Below are 25,065 nucleotides of genomic sequence, written 5' to 3'. Positions count from 1 at the left end.
TACTATGTTATACAATATAGTTGTTGATTTTTTTTTTTAATTCAAGATGTTGTTATTCTATACAATTATTTGGAAACAGAGATGAGCAACATCATAGGTCTGCGGAGTTCCTCTTTCATCTCAGGAATTTCTTTCAACATTTCCTGACTAGGTTCCGGCTCAATGACTTCTTTGATTTTGAAGCCGTGTTTTAATAAAGTATTTAAATAAGAAGTTAAAGTACGGTGATATTTGATTACATTTTCTCCCAGAAAAGTAGTGTTTCTTTTTCCTTCTATAAAATATCGGTCTACCGGCCAGCAGGTTTTTCCCCCATTTTTATCATATACCCAATCCTGACCGCCTTCTGCAGTAAAAATAGGATGTTCTACCGAGAAAACAAATGATCCGCCAGGCGTAAGCCATTGATAAATATTATGAACTAGAGTATCGAATGATTCTACATAATGCAATGTGAGTGAACTCAGTATCAGATCAAATTTTTCTGCAGGATAATTCACCTCTTCCAAAGCTTTTCTTTCATATTGAATGCCTTCCATATTGTTGATCTCTTTAGCTTTTGTCAGCATTTTCTCTGAAAGATCAATTCCGATCACAGATTTTGCGCCATTTTCCATAGCATAACGGCAATGCCATCCGAAACCACAACCTAAATCAAGAACCTTTTTAGCTTCAAAATCAGGCAGCATATTCTTCAATGTGTGCCATTCTCCGGCTCCTTCCAATCCAATCTGAGAACGAAGCATTTTTTCGTACTGGTCAAAAAATGAAGGATTATCGTATTTATTTTCTTTCATAGCTTTAAAAAATTACGGTTCTTTAATTAAAGTCATTTTGACTTTTTTATGTTGCGTATCATCTATCCATGTCAAGGTTTTTCTAGATCTTAAACTTTCAGGCTTTGAGAATTTTTCAGTCTATTAAGGGATTGATCATTTCTGCAATTTCATTCGTGAAAACGGCTCTTATGTAAATTTACAACAATTATATCAAAACTCAGAGGCTGCTGATCACTGAAAAAAAGCTGAATGTTCAACATCCAGCTTTATATTATAGTTTTTTAATTGAAATCTTTTTAATTTGATTCCGTATACTTTTTGAAATTATCAAGAATAGCCTGCCAGCCTCCTTTCTGCATTTCTTCAGGGTTTTGATTTTCCGGATCGAAAGCTACGTCTACATGAGTTTGACCCTCCTTTTCTTTAAAGTCAACACGTACTTGTCTTCCGTCTGGCATGGTATACATAAAGTTTTCCCCATCTTTTATTTCATCATAAACTGCTTCAAAGTCGAAACCGAAACTTCCGTCTTTAGCTTCCATTCTTGCTGCGTATTTTCCTCCTACTTTCATATCATTGGAAGCTGAAGGACATTGCCATGAAGGATCAGCAAAGTTCCATTGAGTGATATGGTCAGGGTTGGTGTAATAATTCCATACTTTTTTTGCATCTGCACTGATGGTAGCAGAAACTGTGATTTTGTGGCTCATTTTTTATGATTTTAATGTTAATAATAATTCGTCAAGTTTTTCAAGAGTAGCCATCATGCCCTGTTCCATACCCATCTCAATAATAGTTTCCAGATCAGCTAAGGATTGATAGGAGACAATAGTTTCTACAAGGGTATTTTCATTTTTATCTGTGAAAGAGACTACCCATTCTGCCTGAGGCAGACTTGCATTGATTTCTCCCTGTTCATTACAGAAGGCATCGCTGGAAGTATAAGAATCAATAGGGCTGATCTTGTGATAACTTACCCAGCCCCAGTATTCCGTTCCACTTGGCTCTACCATTGCATAATGCCAGTGACCGCCTTCACGGAATTCCATTGATTTTGTTTTTGTAGTCAGTGGTTTTGGGGCAAACCAACGGTCGAGTAGGTTACTTTTTGTGTAACAATCCCAAACCATTTGTCGGTCTGCCATAAATTCACGTCTGATTGTAAGGGTGTTCTTTTCCTTGTCTGCCAAAAAATCGAACTGAAGAAGATGTTTCATAATATTTTATAGTTTGTTTTGGTTAAAATGATTAAAACACGGTGGTTTTATAAAGTCTACCTTTATTTCTGCTGGCTTTTTAATGTTGCCAGTAAAGTGTCAAGCTGCTCAAAACGGCTTTCCCAGATCTTTCTGAACTGTTCCAGCCAATGATCTATTTCTTTCATTTTATCAATTTCTAAAAAGTAATAAATTTCCCTTCCCTGATGATTTGGGGTTACCAATTCGCATTCAGTCAGGATTTTCAGATGTTTTGAAACGGCCTGTCTGGTGGTGTCAAAATGCTCAGCTATGGCATTCGGTGTCATTGCCTGTACTGCTATCAATGCAATAATAGCTCTGCGCGTGGGATCTGCTATAGCCTGAAAAATATCTCTTCTCATAGATGATGATTTTTAAATGAAACCATATGGTTGCAAATGTATGTGCAACTTTTTGGTTTCGCAAATTTTTTTAATAAAATTTATAAATCAAAAATTTGAGAAATAATAGATAGTGTTTATTGATTGGTTTTCAATCAGTTGTTTGTGGTTGATTTGGATAAACTTTATCTTTTGTTTTCCCGCATGGCTTTGATCAATCTGTCATTTCGTTGATCTGCTCTTGCATTATTTAAAGAAAGTACAGCCCAAATGGCAGCAGGAAGCCATCCGATCAGGGTAATCTGCAAAATCAGACAGATAATTCCTGTGAGAACTTTTCCACGGACCATGAAAGATAAGAAGGGAAGTAATATGGCTAATAACATGATTATGAGTTTTAATTGAATTGATTTTTTAACGGGATTGAGGATCGAAATAGGCTTTGAAAGTAAGAGGATCTTCCGTTTTATCCTCAGCTTCTTCAAGATACTCCAAATACTCTTCCTGATGTTTTTCCATATAAACAAGCACAATGGCAAGATTTACAAAGAGATTTTTGTCTTTGGAGCCTAAATTCAATGCCTTTTTTAAATACTCCAGAGCCATTTCATTTTCTCCCATATCAGAATAAATAGCACCAATATTGATTAAAGCCGAAGTGTTTTCAGGCTCAATAAGTAAAATTTCCTCTAATTCTTTCACTAAAAGATCGTTCAAAGTGTCCCAATGGTCTTCATTTTCCCATCTTTTAGCCTGAAGTTTTTTTACGTTTTCTAATCTTAATGTTATACTACTCATTATTTAAAATTACAGAATGGATGATTGCTTATAATGTGCAAATTTAGCTTTTTACTCTTTAATTCCATCCAGTATTGCAGCTTTCAGTATTTCAATGTTGATATCTTTCAAAGCTTTGAATTTAATACAATATCCCGTTACACTGGCTTTCCCTATTTTTTCTCCATAGGTTTTAGCTAAATAGGTTTTATCACTGATATTCATAATATAAAGGGAAATGCCCGTTGTATTGGCACTCATTCCAATCTGGTAAAAGTCTCTGGTTTTTCCGCCAGCATATTGCATAGTATACAATCCATATCCAATATTAGGATTGGAAACGGTTTTATTCTCACTGTTTTTACCATCCAGAAACCACAGCTGGCATTCCGGCATCAGCTCCAGAATGATGTGGTGAAGTTGCTGCATGTCATTATGTTTTAGCTCTGGCTGGCTGTTGATATAGTCTTGGATTTGTTCTTGAATGGTCATGTATCAGAAATTGATTGAGGTTATCGGATGACTAATTTAAAACAAAAAAGAACAGCAATCACTGTTCTTTTTATATTGTATTTTCGTATTGATTATCCAAATGCTCTTTTCAGTAAGCTTTCCACTTTCGGTTCGCTACCTCTGAAATTTTTGTAAAGTTCCATTGGGTCTTTTGTTCCGCCTGAAGAAAGCAGTATTTTATATTTGGCTGCAATCTCAGGATTGAAGATGCCATTTTCTTTAAAATATTGGAAAGCATCGGCATCCAAAACTTCTGCCCATTTGTAAGAATAATATCCTGCAGAATATCCTCCCTGAAAAATGTGTGAGAAACTTGGGCTCATTGCTGTCTCTGAGTTGGAAGGATAAAGAGTGGTTGCTTTGGTATATTTATCCTCAAATTCTTTTACACTCTCGTTCTCCAGTTCTGCCACTTTTGTATGATAGTTCATGTCCAAAAGTCCAAAACCTAGTTGTCTTAAAGTCTGATACCCTTCCATGAAGTTTTTAGACTGTTCGATTTTCTCAATTTTTTCGTCGGGAAGTACTTCTCCGGTTTTATAATGCTTTGCAAATGTTTTTAGAAACTCCGGTTCATAACAGAAGTTTTCCAGGAACTGTGATGGAAGTTCCACAAAATCCCATTTTACGGAAGTTCCGGAAAGGGTAGGATATTGAGTATCCGCCATCATTCCGTGAAGAGCGTGTCCGAATTCGTGGAATAGAGTAGTCACCTCCTGGAACGTCAGTAAGCTAGGACTATCTTTTGTCGGTTTGCTGAAGTTGCAGACAATTGAAATGTGCGGACGGGAATTTTCACCGTTTTGCTTGTATTGGTTTTTGTAGCTGGTCATCCATGCTCCGGCCCTTTTCCCTTTTCTTGGAAAATAATCAACGTATAATAATGCCTTGTAGCTGCCAGTCTGAGCGGAGTCGAAGGCCTCCTTTACTTCGTATACTTTTACATCTTCATGGTATTTCGGAATGTCATTTCTCTCCTCAAAACTCAGTCCGAAAAGTTTTCCAGTCAGCCCGAATACTGCATCCTGAACCTGATTTAATGGGAAATAAGGCTTTAGTTCTTCATCATTAAGATCGAATTTAGCCTTACGAAGTTTTTCAGCATAGAATGCGTGGTCGTAACCTTGCATTTCATCAATTCCATCGGCTTTTGCTAAAGCTTTTAATTCTTCAATTTCTTTATCAGCATAAGGTTTTGCTTTCGTTAAAAGTTCATTCAAAAAATCTAAAACTTTTACCGGAGATTTAGCCATTCTCTCTTCCAGTACAAAATCTGCATAGTTTTTATATCCGATAAGCTCAGCTTTTTGCTGCTTTAAATTCAGAAGCTCTTTAATAAGGTTTTGGTTGTCAAATTCTCCACCGTCAAAAGATTTTTTACCATTGGCCAAAGCCAGTTCCTTTCTCAGTTCACGGTTTTCAGCATACGTCATAAACGGAATATAGCTTGGATATTGTAAAGTCACAACCCAGCCTTCAAGGTTTCTTTCTTTAGCTTCCTCAGCATATTGATCGATGATGGCTTCAGGAATTCCTGCAAGATCTTTTTTATTCGTGATATGTTTAAAATAAGCATTCGTAGAAGCCAGTACATTTTGTCCGAACTGTAAAGATTTTAAAGAAAGATCCATGCTGATTTTCTTTAATTTTTCTTTGTCTTTCTCATTCAATAAAGCGCCGCTTCTTACAAAACCTTTGTAGGTCTCATTCAAAAGCATTTCCTGCTCTTCATTAAGATTATATTTTTCCTTTTCATCATATACTTTTTTGATTTTGCTGAAAAGAGCTTCGTTCTGAGAAATTTTTGAAGAATATTCTGTTAAGATCGGAGAAACTTCCTGAGCAATCTGCTGGATTTCGTCGCTGGTCTCTGCAGAATTTAAATTGAAAAAAATATTAGAAACCACGTCCAGCTGTTCCCCGGAATAGGCCAATGCTTCAATTACATTTTCAAAATTGGGCGCATCAGGATTGTTGACAATAGCATCAACTTCTGCTTCAGATTTTTGAATCAAATCCTTAAATGCAGGAAGATAATCTTCATTTTTAATGCTATTGAATGGAGCTGAATGATATGGTGTGTTAAATTTTTCTGTTAAAATATTCATTTTTGATCTTTTTATATAAGGTAAATTTAATGATTCATTGGGAACCACAGCTGAAACGGTCAAAAATAATGCCTCAGTGGCAAGTTGTGACAAAAATACCTTATCTTTAATTAATCTTGTCATATGGAAAGAGGGAGTGATGTGGGAATATTTAATTTTGAAAACAGATTTGAACATCATTATTAAAATAAATAACCTTAAATATGTAGACTATGAAAACACTCTTAAAAATTATTGGTACCATTATCGTACTGATTCTCATCTATGCTGTAATTGCCATGCTGGCTTTCAGTAAAGATTACCACTATGAAAAATCTATTGTTATCAATGCACCACAGGAAAAAGTATGGACCTATACAGGTAATTTAAAAGGATATAATCAATGGGATCCTTTTTCCAAAGCTGATAAAAATATTGTCATTACCTATTCCGGAAATGGAGATAAAGTAGGAGATTCCTATCATTGGAAAGGAGATAAAAATGTAGGAGAGGGAGAACAGTCGATTACTGAGCTGATTCCAAACCAAAAAATGGGTACAAAACTTCACTTTGTAGAACCTTTTGAAGGAGATATGAAAGCGAATTTCATTATGGCTCCTGAAGGAAGCGGTACCAAAGTGACCTGGATGATAGATAATGAGCTTACTCCTATGATGAAGATTATGAAACCTTTGATGAACGGAAACATGGATAAAATGTTTAGCCAGGGGCTAGGTGATCTGAAGAAACTAGCTGAAAAATAAAATGAAAGCCTTGTAAATTTTACAAGGCTTTTTTATTACAATTCTTTCTTACCAATCTCGTTGATGGAGTTATAGTTGCCTTCACCTTTAGGATTAGGACCATACTCATTAGGACCGTGATCGCTGTCTGCGAATAACATCCATAAACTATAGAAAGGAATTAATTGATACCAACCGGAATTTCCTCTGTCGTGACATCTTTTTGCCCCTTGTGCAAGAAGAAACCAAAGAAATGGAATCAGTAAAAGAAAGAATACAAAAGTAACACTGCCTGATGGTTCGTTACTCTGAAAGTAGATATTAAAAGGTACAGAAAATACCAGATATAGAAGATAGGACAATCCGTATTCTGTCCTTCTGATTCTTCCATCAAATGAAAATGGTGCTTTAAACATGGTTTTAGTTTTAAAAAAGGCAAATCTAAAGATAATTTTTTAAAAGATAATGGTTATTTTGTGAGCATTATTTTATGTTAAGCCCGGGAAATATTATTCTAAAAATATTATCTTTATATAAAGAATAGATTGTATGGAGAAGATCGTATTTGAAAAAAGTGATATCAGAGACTTTGTGAAGACCACCATCGCAGAGAAAATTGAAAAGCTTAAAAACTTTATTGAATTTACCCTGGAAGCCAGTCGCGACATCAAAAAAACTCCGAAGTATGACAGCATGAGAGAAGAAATACAGGAGGAGATCTATCAGATGCAGCGACAACTGGGGGCTTTGAATGATCTTAAAAGAAATATGGCAAAAGTACTGAATACAGCTACAGAAAAAGTGCAGCTTGGTTCTCTGGTTATCACGAACAAAGCCAGATTTTATATATCTGTGTCATTAGGGGAGTTTTTTTTTGAGGGAGACAGGTTCTACGCCATCTCTCCCGAAAGTCCTATGGCCAAAAAAATGATGGGGATGAAGCCTGGCGATGAATTTACCCTGAACCAAATCCATCAGAAGATTATAGAGGTTTTGTAAAAGTAAAAAGTAAAAAGTAAAAAGTAAAAAGTAAAAAGTAAAAAGTAATTTTGATAAGCTTTTAATATTTCTATTATCCCACTAAACATTAAACTTCCTTCATTCCGCTTCCTGCATCCATCTTTTTCGTAATTTTGTTGTATGAATAATGCATCCATTTTAAAAGAAATTATAGAGCAAAGAAGAAGTATTTTCCCAAAAGATTATACAGACACAGAGATATCTCAGGAAGTTGTAGAGGAAATTGTAAACTCTGCCACATTTGCTCCCAATCATAAACGTACTAAACCTTGGCGTTTCAAGATATTCAAAGGAGAAGAAAAAGCACAGCTGGCATCAGAAATGCAGGCAATCTATAAAGCAATTACACCCGAACAGCTTTTCTTAGAAAAAAAATACGCAGATATCGGTTTTAAAATCAATAAAGCCAATGTTGTAGTTTCCATCGTAGTCAATTTCAGCGGAATGGTTCCTGAATGGGAAGAAATAGCAGCAACTTCAATGGCCGTTCAGAATATGTATCTTACCTGTACAGCAAATAATATCGGGTGTTACTGGAGCTCTCCTAAAATTGTAGAGGAGTTGAAAGATTCCTTGATTATTGAAGAAAACCAGCAATGTCTGGGACTTTTCTATATGGGAATGGTATAGATGAAGAATATTTACAGAAATTATAATGAAGAAGATCTGCATGCTGCTTATCTTCATATGACTGATCATACCGGTACAATCAATGATGAACTGCGTGAAGCCATCAGTCAGCAATTCAATTATGATGAATTTGTAAAAGCAGCAGAATTCAGGAAGGTTTTAGTTAAAGAAAAAGGGAGAATCTCATTTGAAGTACACAAAATGGTACAAAAGGGAGAAAAGATAGATACTATTCTTGAAACGATCTCTTCGAAAATGATCGGAAGCAGTGATTTGAAAGTTTTTATTCTGGATAAATTTGATCAGTTTTCAAAAGTAAAAGAAAATGATAAAATAGATTCGAAAATAATTTTTAAAAGCCTTTTAGGACTTGTAGCAGCTTCTGTTACCGGACTTCTTTTTTTTAAGGCTGTGATGACATCTACAGGAGAATTTTCATTTTTTCTGCTGGTACCTGTTTATATCATCAACTATTTCGTGATCTATGGAATTACGGGAAAGACGCGGGATAATTTTGTTGTTTTTATGGCTGTTCTTATTTCCGTAATTATTTCAACAATATTCTCTCTTGCTATGCTTGGTTAGAAAAAAATAATTTGAATTTATAAAACTTTTTACTTTGAGCTTTTTACTTCAAACTTTTTTACTATCTTTGCACTCTTAAATATTTAACTGGGACGAGTTCCCATAAAATTCAAACATTATGTCAGTAAAAATCAGATTACAAAGACACGGTAAAAAAGGAAAACCTTTTTTCCACATCGTGGTTGCAGATTCTAGAGCTAGAAGAGATGGTAAATTCATCGAAAAACTAGGAACTTACAACCCAATTACTAACCCAGCAACTATCGAATTGAACGTTGATTCTGCTGTACAGTGGTTAAACAACGGTGCTCAGCCTACTGATACTGCTAGAGCTATTCTATCTTACAAAGGTGCTCTTTACAAAAAACACTTACAAGGTGGTGTAGCTAAAGGTGCTTTTGACGAAGCTGAAGCTGAAAAAAGATTCAATGCTTGGGTAGAAGCTAAAGATTCTAAAGTACAAGGTAAAGTAGAAGGTTTAGCAACTGCTAAAGCTGATGCTAAGAAAGCTGCTTTAGAAGCTGAAGTAAAAGTAAACGAAGCTAGAGTTGCTGCTGCAGCACAAGCTGAAGCTGATGCTAAAGCTGCTGAAGAAGCTGCAAACGCACCTGCTGAAGAAGTTGTTGCTGAAGCTACAGAAGGAGAAGCTCCTGCTGCTGAAACTGAAGAAAACACTGAAGCTTAAGAACAAACCCTGTTATGCGTAAAGAAGATTGCTATTTTTTAGGAAAAATCACACGCAGACATGGACTTGCGGGTAACGTAATCCTTAAATTGGATACCGATCAACCCGAGCTTTACAATAAATTGGAATCAATATTCGTTGAAATCAACGGATTATTGGTTCCATTTTTTATTGAAAAATCATCATGGAGCAAACTTGATGCTCTGAATCTTGCATTCAAAAACTCTTCTGAGGCTCTAGTAGATCAGGTGTTGGGTAAAAGTGTTTACCTTCCGCTTACTTCATTGCCTAAACTTTCAGGAAAACAATTCTATTACCACGAAATCATTGGATTCGAAATTTTTGATCAAAATGATAACAACTGTGGAGTGATCAGATCTGTAAACGATCAGACGGCACAGGTGTATTTCGTTACCAATCTGGATGGAAAAGAAGTGGTTATTCCTATGATCAAAGACTGGATTCTTGAAGTTGACAGAGAAGAAAGAACAATCAAAATGGAACTTCCTGAAGGTCTTATTGATGTATTCCTTGTTCCATCCAAGAAAGACGAATAGCTTTAATAAGCAATAAGCAATAAGCAATAAGCAATAAGCAATTCTTTCTCACTTTTCCACATTACTTTACTTACTACTACATTACTGATTTTCATTACTCATTTTTAAGGAGGGTAAAAGATAATCCTGTACTATTTTCTCAGATTGCTGGTGTGCATACGGTTTGTTGTAAGCTTGTGCAGTAATTACTATGACAACTGGTATTTGAATGAAAATAATGATTTTATTTCCCCCATTTCCACTGGATTGGAAAGCTTCATAACTTTTGTTTCCCACCGTGTAAACCTTTCTCCAGAATAAATATCCATATCCTTCAAAATCAGGATTATCAGTAAAATAATTGGTGAAAGATTTTTTAATCCAGTCCTTACTCAATATTGTTTTTCCATTCCACACTCCGTTATTTTTATACAACTGTCCGAATTTTGCAAAATCAAGTGTTTTCATACGTAGTCCTCCCGCCAGTGAAGGCTTTTGCTGTGGTGTAAACTGCCATTTATAGTTGGTGATTCCAAGAGGTTGAAATAACTTCTTATCAGCATATTTTTCCAAACCTTGTGGAACTTTTTTATCTAAAATATCTCCTGTTAATACAACCCCAGCTGTGAAATAACTCCAATTTTTCCCTATTGTATTCTCTGTCATGGGCAGATCTAATATAAACTTAATCCAGTTTTCAGTGGGATACATATTTTCTTCATTTCCGGGAGATTCATAATTTTCATCGTTTCCGTCGAATCCTGAGCTCATTGTCAATAAGCTTTTTATCGTGACATTGTCTTTTTGTGAAGCATAATTTTTAAAGGGCTTCAGGTCATAAAATTCCTTCAGATTTTGATTCTCACTCTTTAAATATCCATCTTTGATCGCGATTCCCGTTAAAGCTGAAGAAAAAGACTTTCCTACTGAACGGGTGTCTTGCAAGGAGTCTCTTCCGGATCCGTTGAAATATTCTTCAAGAAGCAATTTCCCTTCTTTTATAACGACAACTCCGGTTATATTTTTAAACCTGTTTTCTGCAATTTTCTTATTCAGGTTTCTGATGGTTTCCTTATTGATTTTTTCCTGAGAAACCTTCCATCCGCTATTAGAGTGAATGGGTTGAAGTGCAATTTGCTGCTCCGGAATGTTTTGAGAAGGAACGGTAAGATTGATCTGCCCTTCCGCAATGACAGGGCCTGTTTTAATGGTGCCAGTATTGAGATAAGGCCGGATTTCAATTTTCAAAATGTGATTTCCAGCTGTCAGTGCATCAATTCCGTTATGAGCCATATAAAAACGCATCCATAAATACCTTCCCCATGAATCTTCATTTTTACTGCTGACAAGAGGAATTCGCAATGAAGTTTTGATTTTTTTACTGTCCGGAGTCCCCGCACCTGTATTGAGATTTTCTTTATAGATAAGCTTTCCATCTACATAAAATGAGAATTGATAATTTCCTTTTTTAAGCAATTCATCAATAGTCCAGCTGGGTTCAAGCTGATGAAGATAGTTGACAAGAGAATTGTCAAAGAAAGCATGAATCCCCAGATCTCCATTTTCCTGAAATACAGAAGAAGTGAGGAAATCTGAATCTTTCAGATTTTCCAGCGCAATGTTTTGGGTAAGAAAAACAATTTTTCCGGAGTATTTTTTCTGAATCGGATTCTCGATTTTCTCAGGATTGACAATATTTCTACTTTGTCCCTGATAAGAATAAAATGTAAAGATAAAGATCAATAATAGGATAGGTTTCATCTTAAAAAAGTATTTAAACAAAAATAATGAACTTCCTTATGCTAAAATAGAATGAAATTAACATTTCTAATGTATTATTAATCTCTACAGAGTTTAATTAAATAGCTTTCTGAATTCTCCCGGAGAATGACTGGTTTTCTGTTTAAAGAGCTTACTGAAAGATTGTGGATGTTCGAATCCTAGTTCATAAGCAATTTCGCTTACAGATAAACTGGTGGTACTCAACCGCTCTTTAGCAGAATCAATTAATCTATTTTGAATATGCTGCTGTGTATTTTGCTGAGTATGTAAACGGAGTAGTGTTCCCAGATAATTGGGCGAAATATTCATTTGCTCAGCAATAGTTTTAACGGATGGAATTCCGTTTTCAAGGAGATTTCCGTTTTCGAAACACTGGGAAAGGATCTCTTCGAACTTGTACAATAATTCGTGACTTGATTTTTTTCTGGTGAAAAATTGACGTTCATAAAAACGATCTGAGTAAACCAGTAATAATTCAATCTGTGAAATAATTAGTTCCTGCGTAAATCTATCGGTGTTTGCCTGATATTCCCGTTCAATATTTTTAAAAATATCAACAAGGGTTTTCTCTTCTTTATCGGAAAGAAAAAGAGCTTCTTTCACCTGATAGCTGAAGAAATCATAAGATTTTATTTTCTTTGTTAAAGAAGTATTCCACAGAAAATCAGGATGAATAAGCAATAAAAATCCGGTGGGATTTACCTGAACATCGGGATTGACTTCAAGACTTAAATATTGCTGAGGCGAAACAAAGCAAAGTACTCCTGAATTGAAATCATATTGCTGCTGCCCATAATTGAACTTTGGGCTGACATTTTTTTTAAGGCCAATAGAGTAAAAATTCTGAATCCATTTCAATTCATCATTTTCCACAATATAATTGACTTTACTGTAATCTATCAAACTGATCAGAGGATGTTCAGGATTGGGAAGGCCACAGAAAGCATGAAAATCTGAAATGGAATTAAAACGAATAGGCTGTTTCATAGAGCGAAGTTAGTTGTTTTTGTAAAAAGGATAATGGACTGATTCAAAAAGTCTTCTACTCCGGCCAGCTGATTTTTCTAAAGTTTTATATTTAATTTATTCGATTAAATTAAAATAGTAAGTATTAGGAATGTCATCTTGAGCGGAGTCGAAGAATATTACCAGATTAAATCGCAGTAGAAACGGTAAGAGTTTCCCATTTCTCAGCGTCTTTCTTTAAAATATCAATTTTGTTATTCAGAAATTCCATCGTTCCTACCCCTAATAATAAATGTACCGGAGGATTTTTCTCTTTACTGATTTGGATCAGAACATCAGCTGCTTTTTCAGGATCATTAGGCTGGTTTCCATTGATTTCATTAAGGTGAGCCTGTTCCGAATTTCTTGCTGCTTCATAAGCCTGAATAGGATTAGAAGGTGTTTTCACAGAATCTTTGGTTAAGAAATCTGTACGGAAATATCCTGGATAAACAACGGTAGCGTGAACTCCAAAATCTTTTACTTCTTCAGCCAGCGCTTCTGTAAATCCGGCAACGGCAAATTTTGTTGAACAATAGATTCCCCAGCCCGGAAAATTAGCAGAGTATCCGCCCACAGAAGAAATATTGAAGATGTTTCCTGATCTTTGTTCACGAAGATAAGGCATTGCATTTCTGATCACATTTAAGGTTCCGAAAACATTCACCGCATAATTTTCTCTTGCTTCCTCATCGGTAAGTTCTTCCAGAGTTCCGATTTGTCCATAGCCTGCATTGTTGACCACCACATCAATTCGTCCGAAATGATTAACTGTTTTTTCAATGGCAGATTTAATGTCGTTATTGTCTGTAATGTTGACGCTGAGCGGAAGGAAGTTTTCTGAAGTTTCTCCGATAGTAGAGATCAGGGATTCAACGGTACGGCTTGTAGCAGCAACCTGAAATCCTTCGGATAGTAATTTTTTTACCAACTCGAATCCTAAGCCTTTTGAAGCTCCTGTCACGAACCATACTTTCTTTGTTTCCATTTTTAAATATTTTTTTGTTTAAATGATGGTACAAAGATGGAAACTTACGAAAAGGGAAATGTATCCAAATCGGGGAATGATGTATCCAAATCGTGAATGGTGATTGTATTCAGATAGATTTTAATAATTTTTCAGAAGATTTCTGTATTTCAAAGGAGTAATTCCCATATTTTCTTTAAAACATCTGATAAAATGACTTTGATCTGAAAAACCACATTCCATGGCAATATCTGTCAAAGAATTAGGCAAAGTGAGAAGTTCAAGAGATTTGTTGAGCTTTAATTTTCTGAGATATTCACCCAGATTGCAATGAAAATACTTGTGAAAATCCCTGCTGAGATGAATAGGATGGATGTTCAGTGTTTTGGAAAGTTCCGTAAGATTAAGATTTTCCGTAAAGCTTTCATGCAGAATCTCATTGATCTGACCTACCCATAAAGGTTTTCTTTCAGTATTTTCCTTTTGATGGGTTAACTGACTGAAAAGATGGATTAACAGCTGATTGACAGCGAGTTCAAACGAAATATCATGGGTTTTTGTTTCCTTGAACATCTGATAAACCAGAAGTTTCAGTGCCGGATCTTTTATATTAAAGCTGCCTTCCACTTTACTTTTCTGAATATCGAACCGGTCAAACCAATTTTGTGAAAGCTCGATATGAAAGCCTCGTGTAAAAACATCAGGTTTAATATTGTAATGCGGATCTTCCCAATGATGATATAATAATGTTCCTGCAGAACAGCCATGGACTTCTTTTCTGTTTCCTTCCGTCATATTGCCTTGCAGAAGAAAAGTGAAATAAGCATTTTCATGATAATGCCAGTCTACGTAAGGATGCGTATACTCCGTATCGGTGATGGTCAATCCTTCCAGATTGACGATCTGATTGGTGTCTCCAAAATATTCGCCGTTACGAAGAGTATTCATGATAAATTTTGTTTTAACCGGTCAATCTGTTCATACATTTTATTGAAAAACATTTTCCTTTCGCGGTTTCCGGATTCATTCAGTGATCTGGAGTTCTTGATCTGATGCTCAAAATAGCTCAGGGAATCTTCACACGTTATTTTATCATTGGTCATCATATATCCGAACATGCTGAAAGGCACAAAAAAGGAACACTGTTCTTCATTTTTGAATAAAATACTGTTGTTTAAAATTACTAAATCATTCACATAAATCTGAAAATTAGTTTTTTCCAGCGTTTTGATTTCAAGTCCTTCCAGTAGTTTTCTCAGGTCTTCCAGAATGAGATCCACATCATTTTTCTTTAATAATCCCATTTCATAATAGAATGAGATTTGTCTCAAAGCACTCATAATCGTAGTGTCATTCCATATTTCCGTTACGTTTTGTTTATCGTAAAGATCTTTCAGCAGATCATTCTTTACAGAATGGTATTCCATATTAAATTCATGAAACGGACTCAGGAACTTATCCTGATTCAGTAAATTCATCCAGACATAAAACTTGAAACGGGACAGAATGGAATCTGAAATGGTATAAAAAAATGGGATGTCTTTTGCGGAATAAAATACTTTGGAATTGGTAATATTCTGAAAAACATTCAAAATCTTCAAAGAGTTTTCGAAATAGTTTAAAAGATCTTCGGTGGTTTTTACAGGTTGTGTTCTCTTTACAACCAACTGATTTTCCGTTCCCAGAAACTGATCCAGCGAGATCTGATAGTATTTGGCGAGCTCCAGTGCTTCTTCGAAACTGAACTTGGCTTTCATAGAAGTCCTTCTGTGAGCGGCATCATAGCTGATATTAAGAATATTGGCGATCTCATCATTTAAAGATTTCTCACCTATTTTTCTTCGGATTTCCTTGAGCAGAGCTTCCTGGTGCATAGTTTTGTGATTTTCACAAATGTAGTATTTTTTGTGGAAAGAGTTTTTGATTTTCTGTTTAGAAGGCGGGAAGCCTGAAGCTGGGGGAAGGGAAGTCTTGCAGGGCGAAAGAAACAATAACAATTTAAAAGTAACTGAATTTATAATCACTATTACTATTGATCACTCAAAGTAACTTCCAGCTTCCTTCTTCCCGCTTCCAACCCCTCATTTTGTGATTTTCGCAAACAGGATGTTTTTTTTAATTTTTTTTCACATTCGGAACTGTGTCTTCAGTAGATAATTTTGAACTATAATTTTAAAATAAGAGTTATGAAAACACGAATTTTATTAATAGCAGTTCTTTTATTCAATAGTCTGGTGTATGCATCAGACAGTATAAAAGTAGATTCTTTGAAACCGAGATTGATTGCCGCTTCACCTTCAAAGAACGTAAGAAATGTTAATGGCCTTTTATTTAAATATTTTGATGAAGAAGAGCATTTTAAACCTAAAAAAGTAAACGGTTTGGGAATGGGATTCAATTTTCTGGGTGTTTTCCTGCCGCCGTTAATGCTGTTCAATTTAAGTTTACCCAGCAACGATGATTATGTTATTGTTCCCCGCGAAAAGATGAATATGATCAACGGACTTCAATTGTCGCTTATCAATATGGAACCCACAGTCACTAATGGTTTGGAGATCAATGTTTCTAGTAATGTCAATACTTATGCTGTGACCAACGGAATGGCTGTCTCTCCATTTTTTAATCTGCATCATGAAATAAAAGGGGTTTCTGTAGCTCCATTGGCCAATATTGGGCATAGATGCAGGGGAATACAGATCGGTTTATACAATAAATGTGATGATTTCAGAGGAATACAGATTGGTGGGTGGAATGAGAACGGAAAGAGAAAACTGCCTTTAATCAACTGGAATTTTAAGAAACAAAAAAGAAAATAAGAAGTGATGAAAAAACTTGTTGTAATTATTACGCTATTTCTTTGTGGCTTTCTGAAAGCTCAGTTTGAAGAAATTAAAGAGAAAAAGTGGCTGGTTCTTCTTCTCAGTACCAGAATTGAAGGAACTTCAATGGACAGTAAGGCATTCTGGTCCATAGGAACAAAACTGACTGATGGTGATAAGAATTATTACAGCTTAAGAGGCCATTTTAACTGGTGGGACGAAAGAAGGCTGTTGGTCATTCCGGAGTTTGATTATTTCAGAAAAGTGGTTTCGTTTCGGGATGGCGCAGAGGTATCATCTCTATATGTCGGAGCAGGAGTTTCGCCCTATACGGTTTCACCCAAAGTAGGAATCAACTTTTACCATTTCTTTTGTGCAGAATTCGGGTACAACTTCGAATATAATACGTATAAACCTTTTCCAATTAAAGGATTCCGCTTTGGTTTAGGAATTAACCTTGTTTTTTAAATGATTTTAAACCCTTAAATAATTCAATCATGAAAAATTATAAACTGATATTATTTTTATTACTGTTTTCAGTACGTATTTTTTCACAAAATACAATCAACGATACAGTGAATACTTCAACAGAAGAAACCTTTGACTATAAAAAATATTATGACTGTGATTTTGGAGAAGGAAATGTTTTGATCGTCCTCAAAAAAGGGAAAGAATTTACAGACTTTAAAGATTTAATAAAATCCAGAAAAGGTTTTGCTATTAAAATGGAAGCCATTTACAGTATGGAATTTGCAGATGGAAAAAGATATGAATCAAGTGTGGTGAAGAAAATTACAAATGACAGCCTTTCAATCACGAATTTTTTCAACGAAAATGCCGCTAAACTGGCGGGGCAACCTTTTAAATTGATCAATTATCCTCTTTCCTCTTTGAAATATGTCCGTTTTATTGATGACAGAATGCTGTCTCTATACAGCAAAAAGAATATTCAGAAGAATTTTAATCTGATAGTGAAGAAAATAGATTGGGCAAAAATGTGTCCTGCTGTTCTTCAGTTTAAAGACAGAAACGGTGAGATGAAAGTCTGTCATTTCTACCTGACATCGCAAGGGTATGATCTTCTTTACGAAGACAAGGGAAGGGTATATTATTTGGAAGGCAGGGTAGAATGGAAATAATTTTTGGAGAGCGTACAATTTTTAACGCAGTACTCTCTCTTTGTAGAATTATTATCATTAATTTTAATGAAAATATTGATTAATACTTGGAAAAAAGTAAAAGGAGTGGTGTGTCTACTGAAGAAAAATAATATTTTTGTAATATAGCTAGGATGAATGATGAAAATTAAGTTTTTATTACTGTTTTTGATTATTGGCGCTGTGTTTTGTCATGCACAGACCAATAATGAAGAAAAAAATACTCCGGAAAAACGAACTTATGAGGAATTGGAAAAAGAATTCTATAGTAATCGTATGGGAGAGGGAAACAGTAAGAGTATTGCAGATTATTATCTTAAAAAGGCAAAATCTGAAAAAGATGCGATGCATACTGCTGAAGGATATGTCATGCGTCATTTCGAAGAAAATTTATCTGATGCATTAAAGGATCTAGACAGCTTACAACATATCACCCAAAGCTCCAAAGAAAATACTTATCCGGCCAGAATTTATCTGTTAAGAGGAAATCTTTATTTTAAAAATAATAATCTCCAGTCTGCATTGAATAATTATATCCTTGGACTGAAATATGCCAAAGAAAAAGGAAATAAAAGGCAGATTGCCATGGCACATATCAGTATTGCCTATCTGAATAATTATATCGGAAAACATGCAGAGACAGCTAAAGTGCTGAGACACTACGCTTATGATGCAGATTATATGAATGAGGATGAGAAAAAGACGCTCAAAATGAATTTGGCTGATGCTTACATTGAAATCAATAAGATGGATTCTGCTTATATCCTGATACAGGATGGTTTACAAGAATCCAGGAAAAATAAAGATCTTTACCGTTATTATGAGAACCTTGGGCTTTTGGGGTATTATAATCTGCATTCAAAAAAATATCAGAAAGCTATTGAAGGTCTATTAGAATGTGAGAAATATTTCTTTACGAACAATATTAGTGATATAAGAAGCCAGAATTATACTCTTTTATATTTGGGAAAATCTTATGCCGGACTTCAACAAAAAGATAAAGCCGTAGATTTTTTCCGAAAGATAGATTCTATGGTTCTTAAAACAAACTATATTTATCCTGAACTGAGAGATGTATACACCTATCTAATTGATTATTATAAAGAAAACAGCGATACTGAGAAGCAGCTTTATTATGTAGAACGGTTTTTAAAAGTGGACAATGTACTGTATACCCAGTTCAGATATATTTCCAGAGAACTTCCGAGAAGATATGATACACCGGAACTTCAGCAGGAAAAAGAAAGCATTACCAATGAGCTTACAAAGAGAAAAAGCCTTTTTTATATTGTTCTAAGTCTTTTGCTGATATCACACCTGCTATTCATTAATGTTTATTTTAAATATAAAAAGTCTGAAAAGAACTATAAAAAGATTGCTCAGGATCTGATTCTATCGGCTAATGAAAGAAGGTTTGATAGAGATTATAAATCTGAACCAGAAAAAGAAACCTTCTCTGAAACTCTTCCGATAGAAAATACAGGAAGCTCAGAAGACAGGACTACCAGAACAATTTCTGAAGATATTGCTCAAAACATTTTAAAAGACCTTGAAATATTTGAAAACAAAGATCAGTTTTTAAGCAGAGGAATTACGTTGGGAAGTCTTGCCAAAAAAATAAAAACCAACTCGAAATATCTGTCGGAAATTATCAATACCCACAAAGGAAAAAACTTTGCCACATATCTTAATGATCTCCGTATTGATTACGCCATCAGCCGACTGGCCAATGACAGAAAATTCAGATCCTATAAAATTCCTTTTATTGCCGAAGAATTAGGGTATAATAATGAGCAAGCTTTCACTTTAGCCTTCAAAAAACGAACCGGAACACCTCTTTCTATCTATCTGAAAGAAATTGAAAATATGACCGGAAAATAAGTTTAACTTATTGATTTTCATTTTATTTGTATTTATAAATTCATGATTTTAGGTATATAAATTTATGAATCTATATACCATACACTTGTGTCGTTATTCCACTTCCTGCATCTTTGCTTCAGGTAAAAACACAACCATTTATTTTGTATGTGCACAATACAGGATATCAATTCCAAACTGTTGATTAATTAAAATATCAAGTCGGGAATTGGAGCATAAAAATTAATAAATAAAGAGGATAAAAACCTGAAAGAATAACCAAGAAAATAGAATGTAAATAATGAGATAATTGTTCAGAAATTTAAAAATATAAAGTGTAGTGATTATTTAAAAATCATAAGCAGTTAAAAACAAAATCCGGTGAATCCGCCACAAAGTTTAAAAGTATAGTATAGTCTAAAAATGGATGTATGGCCGGTAATGTACCACAGAGTTATCACTTAAAAACTAATAACCATTTCAGTAAAACTAATTCCATGAAAGCTCAGAGTAAAATAAAATTTTATTCTTTTTAAAAGTGATAGTGTAAAGTGTTCATTCCGGATCAATACGGATTTTATTGAAGTTCAGGACAATATTGAGTATAAATGTAACCTGAAAATGCAGAAGAGTAAGCAGAAGAAAAAAGGTGAAATTCCTGAACAGAAAGTTTAAATGCTTGTTAAATGATTTTTAAAGACAGCGCAATCATCAAGTTGCGCTGTTTTTTTGTAACTTTGCGGACATTAATTTTTATATAAAAAATTTATCATCAACAAATGAAAAAGCAAACGATCAAAGAAGTCCTAAAGGATTACAAGAAAGTATTACATCATGACATTACAGTTTACGGATGGGTAAGATCCTTCCGTGCTAATCGCTTTATTGCGCTTAATGATGGTTCTACGATTAATAATTTGCAGATAGTTGTTGATTTCGAAAATTTTGATGAAGCGATCCTTAAGAATATCAGTACTGCTTCTTCCCTTAAAGTAGTAGGTGAAGTGGTAGAAAGCCAGGGAGCAGGACAATCTGTGGAAATTATTGCTAAAAAGATCATTGTTTTAGGAGATAATTTTACAGAAGAGCTTCAGAGTACGATTCTTCAGCCTAAGAAACACAGTCTGGAAAAACTTCGTGAGCAGGCACACTTAAGATTCAGAACCAACCTTTTCGGAGCAGTGTTCAGAGTGCGTCACGCAGTGAGCTTTGCTGTTCACTCGTTCTTCAACCAGAACCAGTTTTTCTATATCAATACTCCGGTTATTACGGGAGCAGATGCAGAAGGAGCAGGTGAAATGTTTGGAGTAACAAACTTTGACCTGAACAATATGCCGAAAACTGAAGAAGGGGAAATTGATTTTTCTCAGGATTTCTTTGGTAAGAAAACCAACCTTACCGTTTCCGGACAGCTTGAAGGAGAAACTGCTGCAATGGGATTGGGAAGAATCTATACTTTTGGACCTACTTTCCGTGCTGAAAATTCTAACACAACAAGACACCTTGCTGAGTTCTGGATGATTGAGCCGGAAGTGGCATTCAACAACCTTGAAGATAACATCGACCTTGCGGAAGATTTCTTAAAATATGTGATCCAGTATGTATTGGATAACTGTAAAGATGATCTTGAGTTCTTAGACAACCGTTTTGCAGAAGAGCAGAAAACAAAACCGGAAAAAGAAAGAGCAAAAGAAGGTCTTATCGAAAAACTTCAGAATGTAGTGGCTAAACGTTTCAAGCGTGTAAGCTATACAGAAGCTATCGAAATCTTATTGAACTCTAAAGAAAACAAAAAAGGAAAATTTGCTTACCCGGTTGAAAAATGGGGAACAGACCTTCAGTCTGAGCATGAAAGATACCTTGTAGAAAAGCATTTCGAAAGTCCGGTAGTATTATTTGACTATCCGAAAGAAATCAAAGCTTTCTATATGAAACTGAACGATGACAACAAAACCGTTGCTGCTATGGATGTTCTTTTCCCGGGTATTGGTGAAATCATCGGTGGATCAGAAAGAGAAGCAAGATTAGATGTATTAAAACAGAAAATGACAGATATGCATGTAGATGAACACGAGCTTTGGTGGTACCTTGATACCAGAAAATTCGGTTCTGTGCCGCATGCAGGCTTTGGTTTAGGACTGGAAAGGCTAGTTCTTTTCGTAACAGGAATGACAAATATCAGAGACGTAATTCCTTTCCCTAGAACACCGAAAAGCGCTGAATTCTAGAACAATAAAAAAAGCCTTAATCACAAGTTAAGGCTTTTTTTATTATTTAATAGTTTATTATATTAAGGTAAGTCATGCAAAAATCATGCTAAATGTGTTTTTTATCAAATAAATTTATTAAATTCGTAGAATATGTTATGTTAAAACGCAAATTAGAATATGCTTAAACAACACTTACAACTCAAATTAGGACAGAAGCTGGCCCCTCAGCAGATCCAGTTGATGAAGCTTATTCAACTTCATACTCTTGAATTTGAAGAGGAATTGGAGAGAGAGTTAGAAGAAAACCCGGCTTTGGAAATTGCAAAAGAGGATTCTAAAGAGGATGAGTATTCTTCTCTGGAAGACGCTTATCAGGATGAGGGTACAGAAAGCATTGAAACAGATTTCGACGTCAATGAATATATTTATGACGATGAACCAAGCTATAAAACTGCATCCAGCAACTACTCTCCGGATGATGAGGAATTTGATAACGAAAGCCTTCTGACAGAAGGACAGTCTTTATATGACTATCTTACAGAACAGATTCATCTGATTAATATCAGTGAAGAAGATCTGAAGATTGCAGAATATCTTATCGGAAACTTAGATACAGATGGTTATCTGAGAAGAGAGATCAAATCTATTGTTGATGATCTGGCTTTCTCCCAAGGGATTTATACAACGAAAGAAAGAGTAGAGGATATCCTTGAGAACTATGTTCAGAAACTGGATCCGTCTGGTGTGGGAGCAAGAGGTCTGCAGGAATGTTTACTATTACAGATTGAAAAGAAAGTAAGCTCAGACAAAGCGGTTTCTTTGGCTGCCAATATCTTAAGACATCAGTTTGAAGCCTTAACGAATAAGCACTATAATAAGATCATTCAGAAATATGATATTGAAGAAGACGATCTGAAAGATGCTCTGGATGAAATCTCAAAACTTTCTCCGAAAGTAGGAGGGAACTTTGATACCCAGACGATTACAATTAATCAGGAAATTATTCCGGATTTTGTGATTCAGGTAAAAGACGGGCTGGTAATTCCTATGCTGAACAGCAAAAATGCACCTACTTTAAGAGTTTCTGAAGAATATAAAGATATTCTGACTACTTATTCTCATGATAAAAATTCATCAGAACATAAACAGGCTGCTTTATTTATAAAACAAAAGCTGGATGCTGCAAAATGGTATATTGATGCCATTAATCAGCGTCAGAACACCTTATTACAGACGATTACAGCCATTGTAAAGTTCCAGAAGGATTATTTCATCACCGGAGACGAAAAGTCGCTGAAACCAATGATTCTGAAGGATATTGCTGATATTACAGGATTTGATATCTCCACGATTTCAAGGGTGGTAAAAAGTAAGTATGCAGATACTCCTAACGGAATCGTATACCTTAAAGATTTGTTCTCAGACAGCTTAACAAATGACGATGGAGAGGAAGTTTCTACCAAAGAAATCAAAAACCATCTTCAGGAAGTGATCAGTAAAGAAAATAAAAGAAAGCCGCTTACAGACGACGCATTAGTGGTAATTCTGAAAGAACAGGGTTATAATATTGCCAGAAGAACGATTGCAAAATATCGTGAACAACTCAATATTCCTGTTGCAAGATTAAGAAAAGAACTTTAAGTTGATAAAAATAAAAAAGGTGAATATGTTTATTCACCTTTTTTATTTTAAATCCACCTGATCCCCTTAAGAAATCAGAAATATATTGTCACTTATCCTTTTGAACAGACTGAATGTATTCACCTGTTTTCCATATTCTTTGCTTTCCCAATGTATTTTTCCATCTTTATAATCATTCATCAGAACAAATATTCCTCCATTGATCTTTAAGAAAGCAATAGCGGGAAAGCTAAGTTCTTCAATATCTTCCCACTCGTCCAGCCTTATCACCATTGCCTCAATGTCAAAATCATCTTGTAGTATATTGTAAAAACTGTAGAAGTTATAATCTTCCAGCGGTAGGGTATAGTCTTTTATTTTTCCTGCTTTTTTATGCTGCTGTACAAATTTCTTCAACAAAAAATTAAAGGACAGGAGATACTCATATTTTGCAATCATAAATGCTGAAATTTTTTAATAAATATAGTATGCATTCTCTGTTATACGATTCTTTATGTTCTTGATGCTTATTTTATAGGGAATATTTTCTTCATTTTTATAATGAAAATCAATCGCACTGATATTCTTTTTACTTATTCCTATCCATTGATTGCCCTTAAGCTTATAAAGAGAAAACTGATTATAATGGAGCGCATTCTCGCCTTCGTTAATAATGATCAGTTTATTTTTGTCCTGCGGGTAAAAAGTAATATGGGTTTTTCCGATCTTATAAGACTGTTCTTCCAGAAAATTGACATGTTGTTTTTGATTGTAAGCAAGAAGCCTGGATTTCCATAATAGAAATCTGTAACGGGTATTGGTTACTCTTCTCTCTATATTTCTCCTGATCTTTTTTAAAGGATAGGAAACCTTGTTAGATTTATAATGAATCCCTTTTGGTGAAATTGAAAAATTGCCCTTAGGTTCAAAACGATCTATAAAGAAATGTGGATTGTCCTTCAGATTGATAAGATGAATCAGCAGGTATTGTTTTTCTGTTACAGTATTGAAAATATTACCTTCCACCCAATGGTGGGTTACATTGGAATAAACAAACTCCTGAACAATATTTTTGTGATAATATTTAATTTTCTTTTGAAGTTCCAGCTTCCTTACCACAAGAGTGAAACTTTCAATTTCAGTTTGGATCTCAGTAATATCTTTGGTATGAACAAGATTAAACTCAAAGTTACATTCATCAAAACAGAAATGACGTGTATTTTGTAGAATATGCGCATAATCTTTACTCTGTTTGAAAAGGTTAATGCACTGTTCATTGTTTTTCAATAGGGTGAAGAATCCCGCAGGATAGTTTTTGTGGGGCGAAATAACATCATATTTTTTCAATAATTTCTCTGTGATAAAATACCGGATATTCCCGAAAATAATATCAATGTCACAATATCCCCAAAAGTCGTATTCCTTTAAATAATCCTGAAAAATTAATCCATAAGTGGGCTTAAAATCACACAGTTTGTAACCATCCAAAATGTTGATGGATAAATTCAGTTTTTCGCTTGCTATTGCACTGAATTCAGCAAGACTACTGATCTTTATAAAATGAACATTCGGTAGATGAAAAGGCGCTTCCAGGTTGGTAAATAATAAAAAATCAACATCCGGATTGTATTTGCAGCTGTATAAAAAATGGTTGAAATACTCAGGCCAGCTTTTGCCAAAATAACAGTTTATTAATGCGATTCTGGTCATC

Annotated in this window: 28 protein-coding genes; 12 read left to right on the top strand and 16 right to left on the bottom strand. The window is 34.8% G+C overall.

All coding sequences use genetic code 11. From position 1 onward, the window contains the following. Positions 1 to 65: 65 nt before the first annotated feature. The 8 genes from CQ046_RS04370 to CQ046_RS04335 form a co-directional block, all read right to left on the bottom strand. Positions 66 to 797: a class I SAM-dependent methyltransferase gene (locus CQ046_RS04370; protein WP_105701098.1), complete on the bottom strand. Its 732-nt coding sequence runs from the start codon at positions 795 to 797 to the stop codon at positions 66 to 68. A 278-nt stretch (positions 798 to 1,075) separates the two neighbouring features. Continuing rightward, positions 1,076 to 1,489, bottom strand: coding sequence for an SRPBCC family protein (locus CQ046_RS04365; protein WP_105701097.1), 414 nt, complete (start codon positions 1,487 to 1,489; stop codon positions 1,076 to 1,078). A 3-nt stretch (positions 1,490 to 1,492) separates the two neighbouring features. After that, on the bottom strand, positions 1,493 to 1,996 hold the full coding sequence (locus tag CQ046_RS04360) for an SRPBCC domain-containing protein (RefSeq protein ID WP_105701096.1): 504 nt from the start codon (positions 1,994 to 1,996) through the stop codon (positions 1,493 to 1,495). A gap of 62 nt (positions 1,997 to 2,058) precedes the next feature. Then, a complete protein-coding gene (locus CQ046_RS04355; RefSeq protein WP_105701095.1) occupies positions 2,059 to 2,379 on the bottom strand; it encodes an ArsR/SmtB family transcription factor in 321 nt (106 codons plus the stop codon). 164 nt (positions 2,380 to 2,543) lie between these two features. Continuing rightward, on the bottom strand, positions 2,544 to 2,744 hold the full coding sequence (locus CQ046_RS04350) for a YqaE/Pmp3 family membrane protein (RefSeq protein WP_228406875.1): 201 nt from the start codon (positions 2,742 to 2,744) through the stop codon (positions 2,544 to 2,546). A 28-nt stretch (positions 2,745 to 2,772) separates the two neighbouring features. Then, positions 2,773 to 3,156 carry a tetratricopeptide repeat protein gene (locus tag CQ046_RS04345; protein WP_105701094.1) on the bottom strand — a complete coding sequence of 128 codons (384 nt, stop codon included), beginning with the start codon at positions 3,154 to 3,156 and terminating at the stop codon, positions 2,773 to 2,775. A 51-nt stretch (positions 3,157 to 3,207) separates the two neighbouring features. After that, positions 3,208 to 3,627 carry a DUF1801 domain-containing protein gene (locus tag CQ046_RS04340; protein WP_105701093.1) on the bottom strand — a complete coding sequence of 140 codons (420 nt, stop codon included), beginning with the start codon at positions 3,625 to 3,627 and terminating at the stop codon, positions 3,208 to 3,210. Between the two features lie 92 nt (positions 3,628 to 3,719). Further along, entirely contained in the window at positions 3,720 to 5,756 is a 2,037-nt protein-coding gene (locus CQ046_RS04335; RefSeq protein WP_105701137.1) for a M3 family metallopeptidase, read from the bottom strand. 212 nt (positions 5,757 to 5,968) lie between these two features. Here CQ046_RS04335 and CQ046_RS04330 point away from each other — a divergent pair, with 212 nt between their 5' ends. Next, positions 5,969 to 6,499 carry an SRPBCC family protein gene (locus tag CQ046_RS04330; RefSeq protein WP_105701092.1) on the top strand — a complete coding sequence of 177 codons (531 nt, stop codon included), beginning with the start codon at positions 5,969 to 5,971 and terminating at the stop codon, positions 6,497 to 6,499. 35 nt (positions 6,500 to 6,534) lie between these two features. Here the strand turns inward: CQ046_RS04330 and CQ046_RS04325 are convergent, their stop codons facing one another. Further along, positions 6,535 to 6,894: a DUF805 domain-containing protein gene (locus CQ046_RS04325; RefSeq protein ID WP_105701091.1), complete on the bottom strand. Its 360-nt coding sequence runs from the start codon at positions 6,892 to 6,894 to the stop codon at positions 6,535 to 6,537. Positions 6,895 to 7,027: 133 nt separating this feature from the next. Between CQ046_RS04325 and CQ046_RS04320 the strand changes: the two genes are divergently transcribed. From CQ046_RS04320 to rimM, 5 genes are all read left to right on the top strand, one after another. Further along, positions 7,028 to 7,477, top strand: coding sequence for a hypothetical protein (locus CQ046_RS04320; protein WP_105701090.1), 450 nt, complete (start codon positions 7,028 to 7,030; stop codon positions 7,475 to 7,477). Between the two features lie 141 nt (positions 7,478 to 7,618). Further along, positions 7,619 to 8,128 carry a nitroreductase gene (locus tag CQ046_RS04310; RefSeq protein WP_105701088.1) on the top strand — a complete coding sequence of 170 codons (510 nt, stop codon included), beginning with the start codon at positions 7,619 to 7,621 and terminating at the stop codon, positions 8,126 to 8,128. Further along, positions 8,129 to 8,713, top strand: coding sequence for a hypothetical protein (locus CQ046_RS04305; RefSeq protein ID WP_105701087.1), 585 nt, complete (start codon positions 8,129 to 8,131; stop codon positions 8,711 to 8,713). It abuts the gene before it with no gap. A gap of 118 nt (positions 8,714 to 8,831) precedes the next feature. Continuing rightward, complete coding sequence (locus CQ046_RS04300; protein ID WP_105701086.1) at positions 8,832 to 9,398, top strand: 30S ribosomal protein S16; 567 nt, start codon at positions 8,832 to 8,834, stop codon at positions 9,396 to 9,398. Between the two features lie 14 nt (positions 9,399 to 9,412). Further along, on the top strand, positions 9,413 to 9,955 hold the full coding sequence (rimM, locus tag CQ046_RS04295) for a ribosome maturation factor RimM (RefSeq protein ID WP_105701085.1): 543 nt from the start codon (positions 9,413 to 9,415) through the stop codon (positions 9,953 to 9,955). A gap of 81 nt (positions 9,956 to 10,036) precedes the next feature. On the opposite strand, the gene CQ046_RS04290 is transcribed toward rimM, so the two are convergent. From CQ046_RS04290 to CQ046_RS04270, 5 genes are all read right to left on the bottom strand, one after another. Next, a complete protein-coding gene (locus CQ046_RS04290) occupies positions 10,037 to 11,695 on the bottom strand; it encodes a serine hydrolase domain-containing protein (RefSeq protein ID WP_105701084.1) in 1,659 nt (552 codons plus the stop codon). A gap of 93 nt (positions 11,696 to 11,788) precedes the next feature. Then, positions 11,789 to 12,703 carry a helix-turn-helix domain-containing protein gene (locus CQ046_RS04285; RefSeq protein WP_105701083.1) on the bottom strand — a complete coding sequence of 305 codons (915 nt, stop codon included), beginning with the start codon at positions 12,701 to 12,703 and terminating at the stop codon, positions 11,789 to 11,791. A gap of 166 nt (positions 12,704 to 12,869) precedes the next feature. Continuing rightward, positions 12,870 to 13,709 (bottom strand): SDR family NAD(P)-dependent oxidoreductase, encoded by an 840-nt coding sequence (locus CQ046_RS04280; RefSeq protein ID WP_105701082.1) that lies wholly within the window; start codon positions 13,707 to 13,709, stop codon positions 12,870 to 12,872. 120 nt (positions 13,710 to 13,829) lie between these two features. Then, positions 13,830 to 14,636 (bottom strand): helix-turn-helix transcriptional regulator, encoded by an 807-nt coding sequence (locus CQ046_RS04275; RefSeq protein WP_105701081.1) that lies wholly within the window; start codon positions 14,634 to 14,636, stop codon positions 13,830 to 13,832. Next, positions 14,633 to 15,562, bottom strand: coding sequence for a helix-turn-helix domain-containing protein (locus tag CQ046_RS04270; RefSeq protein WP_105701080.1), 930 nt, complete (start codon positions 15,560 to 15,562; stop codon positions 14,633 to 14,635). Before CQ046_RS04270 ends, CQ046_RS04275 begins: the two co-directional genes overlap by 4 nt. Before the next feature lie 312 nt (positions 15,563 to 15,874). On the opposite strand from CQ046_RS04270, the gene CQ046_RS04265 reads away from it, so the two are divergent. The 6 genes from CQ046_RS04265 to rpoN all read left to right on the top strand — a co-directional run bounded on the left by CQ046_RS04265 (position 15,875) and on the right by rpoN (position 23,375). Further along, positions 15,875 to 16,504 carry an LA_2272 family surface repeat-containing protein gene (locus CQ046_RS04265; RefSeq protein ID WP_105701079.1) on the top strand — a complete coding sequence of 210 codons (630 nt, stop codon included), beginning with the start codon at positions 15,875 to 15,877 and terminating at the stop codon, positions 16,502 to 16,504. Between the two features lie 6 nt (positions 16,505 to 16,510). Continuing rightward, positions 16,511 to 16,975 (top strand): hypothetical protein, encoded by a 465-nt coding sequence (locus tag CQ046_RS04260; protein WP_105701078.1) that lies wholly within the window; start codon positions 16,511 to 16,513, stop codon positions 16,973 to 16,975. Positions 16,976 to 17,004: 29 nt separating this feature from the next. Then, positions 17,005 to 17,646, top strand: a complete 642-nt coding sequence (locus CQ046_RS04255) for a hypothetical protein (protein ID WP_105701077.1) — start codon at positions 17,005 to 17,007, stop codon at positions 17,644 to 17,646. Between the two features lie 156 nt (positions 17,647 to 17,802). Beyond that, the gene (locus tag CQ046_RS04250; protein ID WP_105701076.1) at positions 17,803 to 19,545 is read left to right on the top strand and encodes a helix-turn-helix domain-containing protein; all 1,743 of its coding nucleotides are present in this window, start codon (positions 17,803 to 17,805) and stop codon (positions 19,543 to 19,545) included. A 758-nt stretch (positions 19,546 to 20,303) separates the two neighbouring features. Beyond that, on the top strand, positions 20,304 to 21,752 hold the full coding sequence (gene asnS / locus CQ046_RS04245) for an asparagine--tRNA ligase (RefSeq protein WP_105701075.1): 1,449 nt from the start codon (positions 20,304 to 20,306) through the stop codon (positions 21,750 to 21,752). Positions 21,753 to 21,911: 159 nt separating this feature from the next. Continuing rightward, on the top strand, positions 21,912 to 23,375 hold the full coding sequence (gene rpoN, locus CQ046_RS04240) for an RNA polymerase factor sigma-54 (protein ID WP_105701074.1): 1,464 nt from the start codon (positions 21,912 to 21,914) through the stop codon (positions 23,373 to 23,375). A 66-nt stretch (positions 23,376 to 23,441) separates the two neighbouring features. Here the strand turns inward: rpoN and CQ046_RS04235 are convergent, their stop codons facing one another. Together CQ046_RS04235 and CQ046_RS04230 are read right to left on the bottom strand one after the other, a co-directional pair. Beyond that, positions 23,442 to 23,813, bottom strand: coding sequence for a hypothetical protein (locus CQ046_RS04235; RefSeq protein ID WP_105701073.1), 372 nt, complete (start codon positions 23,811 to 23,813; stop codon positions 23,442 to 23,444). A 15-nt stretch (positions 23,814 to 23,828) separates the two neighbouring features. Further along, positions 23,829 to 25,064 (bottom strand): DUF6625 family protein, encoded by a 1,236-nt coding sequence (locus tag CQ046_RS04230; protein WP_105701072.1) that lies wholly within the window; start codon positions 25,062 to 25,064, stop codon positions 23,829 to 23,831. Position 25,065 lies beyond the last annotated feature (1 nt).

Source organism: Chryseobacterium sp. MYb7, assembly GCF_002979455.1.
GTDB lineage: Bacteria > Bacteroidota > Bacteroidia > Flavobacteriales > Weeksellaceae > Chryseobacterium.
The sequence above is the reverse complement of the archived record's forward strand: the minus strand, read 5'-3'. Positions and strand labels throughout refer to the sequence as shown.